Here is a 6,000-nt window from a genome sequence, read left to right as displayed (position 1 = left end):
CCATTCTCCTTAACTTTTTGTTACATAACTATAAATTTTTCCGCCGACTTACTTACTAAGGAGCGCTGTAAGCGTTTAGGGGGTATAAGAAGACGAAAAATAACCCCTAAAAAATCAAGCAAAAGCCCACACCACTTGACGGCAGTTGCTCCACTTCGGGAGACCTCTTCTCTACGAGATGCTCCGCGTTCGCGTAGCCTTCCGAAGGAAAGGCGCTAGCCTCTCCCTTTGGGAGAAGACCGCACTGCCTCCTCCACTTGGGGCTTTCAACCCTTATAATCTTAGGTAGGTAGCAGTATGATTGCGTCTTTCCAAAGAAGTATCGCGAGTGTGTCTTTCAGGTTACTTTTCTAGAGATCAAGACTTACTTTTAACAGACTTTCAGCCTCTCAAAACTGATTTTAATTGTGACGTTAGCTACGAACTTTCGTAATAATTTTTTGCGAATAAAATGAAGCTGATTCTTCATTTTTGGCGCAATCTTGGGCAAACTTAATTAAATGGTGTCCCACAAGTCCAACATGAACCAAGTTTTCAATATTACCTGCTTTCAGTGCTGGCTTGGCCATTTTCCAGAAAGTCTGACGATAGTTACTAAATATGCCTATCCGCAGCAAAATATTAGCTAAATAAGTTAAACCTTTGCGAATATTGGCCCCAGAAGTGCGAGCTGGGCTGTTAGGGACTTCGATCCGATTTGGATAGGTGTGTTCCATGTTGTAGGCAAACCGCTGATATAAAAATTCTGGCTCATAAGCAGTTGTAATGCAGCGCCGCCACATCTCAACAACTTGCTCGTAGGGCATCAAAAATTCAACATTTGATTCGCGGCTTTCATCAAAGATAAGTCGTCCTTCTGCTTCTAATCTCCGCCATAATGGAGTTCTAGGTAATGCATGAAGTAGGTTAATTGTCAACATGGGAATTTGCGATGCCCGAATAAACTCGATAATTCGGTCTGCTGTTTCTGGTGTATCTGTATCTAACCCGATAATGATTCCTGATACTACTTCCATACCATAACTATTTAAAACCTGAATTGCTTTTAAGATTGGCATACTCAGATTTTGGTCTTTGGAAATCGCATGGAGGGCATTTGGTTCTGGTGTTTCAATACCGCAAAAGATTGTGCAGAAATAAGCTTCGCGCATCATTTCCAGCAGCTTTGGACTTTGAGCTAAGTTGAGCGTTGCTTCACAAGCAAACTGGATGGGATAGCCATTGCGCTTTTGCCAGTCAATCAGATGAGGAAGTAACTTCATCGCGGCGCGGCGATCGCCAACAAAGTTATCATCGACAAAATACACTGCCCCCAAATTGCCAGATTGTCGCATTGCATCTAACTCGGCGACTACTTGCTCTGGTGTTTTCATCCGAGGGCTGTTGCCATAGAGTTCGGGAATATCGCAAAACTCGCAGCGATAAGGGCAACCACTAGAAAACTGGACATTTGCCAAGAAATAATCATTGATATTCAGCAAATGATAAGCTGGTGTGGGGAACTCTGTTAAAGGTAAACGTTCCTTGGTTTCAAAGCGAATTTGCGCTTGGGGACGTTGAGAGTTTTGGTCTAGATATTCGATCATGCGATCGCTAGCATCTCCCAATTCGCCCAAATGTAAAATGTCAAATTCAGGATAATATTCTGGACACCCAGATACCGAGGGGCCACCCACAACTGTAATTTTCCCCGCTCGATGGGCAAGTTCGTTAATTTGATTAATCTGTGGTTTTTGGATATGCATTCCACTGACAATTACCACATCAGCCCATTGATAATCAGCCCTCGTTGCTGATTTGACATTCTCATCAATAAACTGCACTTCCCATTCTATAGGTAAGTAGGCAGCCACAATTAAAATACCTTGGGGTGGCATAAAAGCTCGGACATTACCCATGAGTGGGTAAGCATAATGAAAAGTACCAAAAGAGCGGCTGTACTTAGGAAAAATACACAGAATGCGTCGATAGTGCGAAGGAACGTAGCGGGTTCCTTGAGCAGTAGAAGCGGTTTTGGAATCGCCCACTACATTAATTTGGTTCTCTAAAGACTTTAAATTCACAGTCATCGCAAATTTTACCCCGGAAAACTGAGCAGCTAACTTGACAATCTACTGGCACAATCAGCTGTAATTCCAATTAGCTTACCGTGATATTTCCCGCCATGTACAACTTTTTTGAAACTGTAATTCTGAGTATAACGTAGTAGAGAGAAGAATCTTCGAGATACTTTTCTACGAGATGCTGCGCGAACAGTGCGCTGTCGCCCCGTTAGACTGGGGGATCTAGCTACCGTATGACAATTAAGCCGAAAGTCGTGCCCATCAAGATTGTTACTCTTTATACAGAGTTAAGTCGAAGCGATCGTCTTCACTTTATTTGTGAACACGCTTTAGCATATTGGCCCTTAGTAGTGTCATCATTGCATAGAAAATCCCAAGTTTGGGTAGAAAATTCAATTGGTAGGTAAAGTTTTTTTGCTTGCTGATAGTACTGAATTATTTTTTTGGGATTTGTTCGTTGATAGTCCTGAATTAGTTTTTTGAGATTACTGTTATCGTATAAGCCCTTTATTTTTATATTGCGTTCAACTTTTGAATTCAAGGTAGGAACTTGCTTGATCTCTTTTTGGAAATCCTCGGCTGCTTTTTTTAAGCGGTCTATTTCTTTGTCACGTTTAACTTTTGAATTAAAGGCCGGATCTTGAGCGATCGCTTTTTGAAAAGTCTCAGTTGCTTTTACCAGGTTTCCCAGCTTTGCTACTTTTAGCCCTTCTGCTAATCGTTGGGAAGTACCCACAAGGTTTAGAGCATATAAGCGCTTTGCTTCTTGATCGGGTTCAATACCTGAATTACCAAAGGCAAGATCTTGAGCAATTGCCGCTTTAAAAGCATAGGCTGCTTCTTTGAGTTTTCCGTACTTTGCTGCTTCCAATCCTGTTTCTAATTGTGTAGAAGCGTCAGATAAACGTTTTGCTTCATCCTTCGAGTCAAAATCGAAAGTTTGACCTAGTTTTCGAGCTTCTTGAAATTTGGCGATCGCTCCTTCCAAATTTCCTTGGCGTGCCAAATCTCTTCCTTGCTCAATAAGTAATTTTGGAGCAATTTCTGGTATCTTACAGAGACTACGAATCTCGGAAGTTATAGAAGAATTGGTGCGTAGATAGTTATTTGCTAAGGTACAACCCTGTTCTAATAAATCATTAAGATTTAAATTCCAAAGAATCACTCGACCGTCATTTCTTGAAGTGCGATCTAGCCAAATTTTTGTAGTCTAGGATACTTTTACTTAGAAAACTAAGGAGATTGTGGGAAAGTCACAGATCCTAAACCACGCTCTGGAGAGCTCGGAGTAGAGATTGGTTGTCCCAAGTTGTTAGAGTATTACTTGAAGAACTTAGGATATATATGGTGAGACAACTGGGATAGCAAAAATAAGGTGAGCATTTTATGAGCATAGTTAATATCTAGAAAAATATGCTCAAAATAGACACTCAGGACTTGAGAAATGTGCTTTTGAACATTATTAGAGAAATTTAAGGCTGAAATATTGATTATACGGTGGTTGTTAACACGTTCTTATGCGATGGTAGCGATCGCGATCGCTACCGGATTTTTGAGTGGCGGTAGTAGTGCTGGCTTGATTGCCTTAATTAGCCATGCTGCAAGTAGCGGTGGTGCTTCTCGCCTCACATCAATAATTTGGGGTTTTGCGGGGCTGGCAATAGTTGCACTAATTACCAGTATCATTTCTCAAATGATGCTGATTCGTCTTTCTCAAAATGCAGTCTTACAATTACGGATGCATTTGAGTCGCCAGATTCTCGCTTCTGAATTGAGTCATCTAGAACGCTTAGGGAATCCTCGATTATTAGCAACTTTAACAGAAGATATTCAGGCAGTTGCTAATGCTGTTTATCAGATGCCTTTCATTTTTATTAATTTAGCGATCGTCTTGGGTTGTATAACATATATAACCTGGCTTTCTTGGTTAGTATTGCTGATGGTTTGTGGTATTTCAGTAGTTGCGATCGCTAGTTGTCAGTGGCTACTCAACAGAGGAAGAAAATTGCTGACTCTAGCTCGTGAAGATGAAGATCATCTATTTAAACATTTTCGCACCATTACCGAAGGAGTTAAGGAACTCAAACTCAACTACAAGCGGCGTGAAGACTTTTTAGAACAAAAACTGCAATCAACTGCTAACGAATTCCGTCATCACAATGTTAACGGTCTAACCCTTTTTGCCATAACTTCAAGCTGGGGTCAACTCATATTCTTTTTTGCCCTCGGTTTTGTACTGTTTATACTGCCTAATCTACTTACCATCAATCCCGAAACTCTCTCTGGCTACATTTTGACCTTCACTTACTTGGTGTTACCAATGGATAACATCATCAGTAAACTTCCTTTATTAAGCAAAGCCAGTATTGCCTTACAAAAAATCGAATCACTGGGTTTATCTCTAGCTAGTCGAACTGAATTATCTACTGTTCCACCTGCTTTGAAATATAACTGGCACAGCTTGAAGTTTCAAAGTGTTATCCACACTTACTACACAGACCAAGAAGACAATAGCTTTATTTTTGGCCCCATAGATTTGACACTCTATCCTGAAGAATTAGTCTTCATTGTCGGCGGTAATGGTAGCGGTAAATCTACATTAGCTAAACTAATTACTGGGCTTTATCTCCCAGAGAACGGTGAAATCTGGTTTGATGACGAGTTAATTAGCGAAGAAAATCGAGAATGGTATCGCCAGCATTTTTCTGTGGTGTTTTCCGACTTTTATTTATTTGAAGAACTTTTAGGATTAAAAAATTCTCACTTGGACGCTCAAGCCAAAAAATATTTAAAACAACTGCAACTAGACCAGAAAGTGAAAGTTGAAAATGGACAAATTTCTACCACTGCTCTTTCTCAAGGGCAACGGAAACGGCTAGCTTTACTCACAGCTTACTTGGAAGATCGACCAATTTATCTATTTGATGAGTGGGCAGCCGATCAAGATCCAGTATTCAAGAAAATATTCTACACTCAACTTCTCCCAGAACTGCGATCGCGGGGTAAAACAGTGCTGGTGATTAGCCATGACGATCGCTATTTTCATTTAGCAGACCGAATTATCAAACTTGACTATGGAAAAATAGAGTACGATAAAACTTAATATGTCAAAATAATTCATAATTGTTAAAGGAATATTTGGAGTTTGACTAAATAAAACTAATGTCTGAACAAAAGCCCATAAATCCTTGGAACTACAAACCTTGGTGGTGTCAACCCTGGTCTATAGTTCTCACAGGTGTAACACTAATTGGTGGTAGCTGGTTACTATTTAAAACTATTTGGCTAACAGTTCTTGTTTCCATCCCTATAGGAACGTGGATGGCATTTTTTGTGTTGTTTTGGCCACAACTAATGATTCGCAGTGGAATTTTGGAGTCGTATAAAGAGTAGTTTGAGCTTGATGTAATGCTGGAAATTAGTCCAGGTAGAGAAAATTATTCCACCGTGTTCAGAGATTTAGCATCTCAGATCCTGTCCAGCTAATTAGTTATAATTCCCGAATCTAAGTAGGTGGGCGTAAATATTTGTAGTTGGGATAAGGCAGGAGGCAGGAGGCAGAAGCGGTCTTAATGATAAGTCTTTAACCGGACATCGTATCATCTCTGCGTAGACGTGCAGAGATGAGCAAGACTGTGCTGCAAAGTTAAGCGATCGCTCAAGCAAATTGTGAGAAGAAGTTCTCCAAATCGGTTTCTAACCCTCAGAACTTATGTATGTATAGCACAAGCCTTGGTGATTAGAACATCAACAGATGATAAAACTTAGACACAAAAAGACTTTTCACCCAGCCCCCAGCGATGCACTGAAGCTCACTCGAAGTGTCCCCAGTCCCCAGTCCCCTGCTATATAGTGGTATCAAAAACATTAATCCATGATTAATAACTCTAACAATATAATAAGTTTTGATAATTTTTTGCTAATATTGATATTTTTT

4 protein-coding genes are annotated in these 6,000 nt (G+C 40.2%); 2 read left to right on the top strand and 2 right to left on the bottom strand.

What is annotated here, in order from left to right; genetic code table 11:
* Window positions 1-413 precede the first annotated feature (413 nt).
* Together RMY63_RS31400 and RMY63_RS31395 are read right to left on the bottom strand one after the other, a co-directional pair.
* Window positions 414-2,069 carry a B12-binding domain-containing radical SAM protein gene (locus tag RMY63_RS31400; protein WP_322732441.1) on the bottom strand — a complete coding sequence of 552 codons (1,656 nt, stop codon included), beginning with the start codon at window positions 2,067-2,069 and terminating at the stop codon, window positions 414-416.
* 301 nt (window positions 2,070-2,370) lie between these two features.
* A complete protein-coding gene (locus RMY63_RS31395) occupies window positions 2,371-3,228 on the bottom strand; it encodes a hypothetical protein (RefSeq protein WP_322732440.1) in 858 nt (285 codons plus the stop codon).
* A 318-nt stretch (window positions 3,229-3,546) separates the two neighbouring features.
* On the opposite strand from RMY63_RS31395, the gene RMY63_RS31390 reads away from it, so the two are divergent.
* On the top strand, window positions 3,547-5,166 hold the full coding sequence (locus RMY63_RS31390; RefSeq protein WP_322732442.1) for a cyclic peptide export ABC transporter: 1,620 nt from the start codon (window positions 3,547-3,549) through the stop codon (window positions 5,164-5,166).
* A 59-nt stretch (window positions 5,167-5,225) separates the two neighbouring features.
* On the top strand, window positions 5,226-5,456 hold the full coding sequence (locus tag RMY63_RS31385) for a DUF6737 family protein (RefSeq protein WP_099099524.1): 231 nt from the start codon (window positions 5,226-5,228) through the stop codon (window positions 5,454-5,456).
* The last annotated feature ends 544 nt before the right edge of the window (window positions 5,457-6,000 follow it).

The sequence above is a fragment of the Nostoc sp. ChiQUE01b genome (assembly GCF_034531255.1).
Lineage (GTDB): Bacteria > Cyanobacteriota > Cyanobacteriia > Cyanobacteriales > Nostocaceae > Nostoc.
The sequence above is the reverse complement of the archived record's forward strand: the minus strand, read 5'-3'. Positions and strand labels throughout refer to the sequence as shown.

Coding starts and splice junctions, on each gene's coding strand:
- RMY63_RS31400 (WP_322732441.1), bottom strand. CDS start 2,069: ATGACTGTGAATTTAAAGTCTTTAGAGAACCAAATTAATGTAGTGGGC.
- RMY63_RS31385 (WP_099099524.1), top strand. CDS start 5,226: ATGTCTGAACAAAAGCCCATAAATCCTTGGAACTACAAACCTTGGTGG.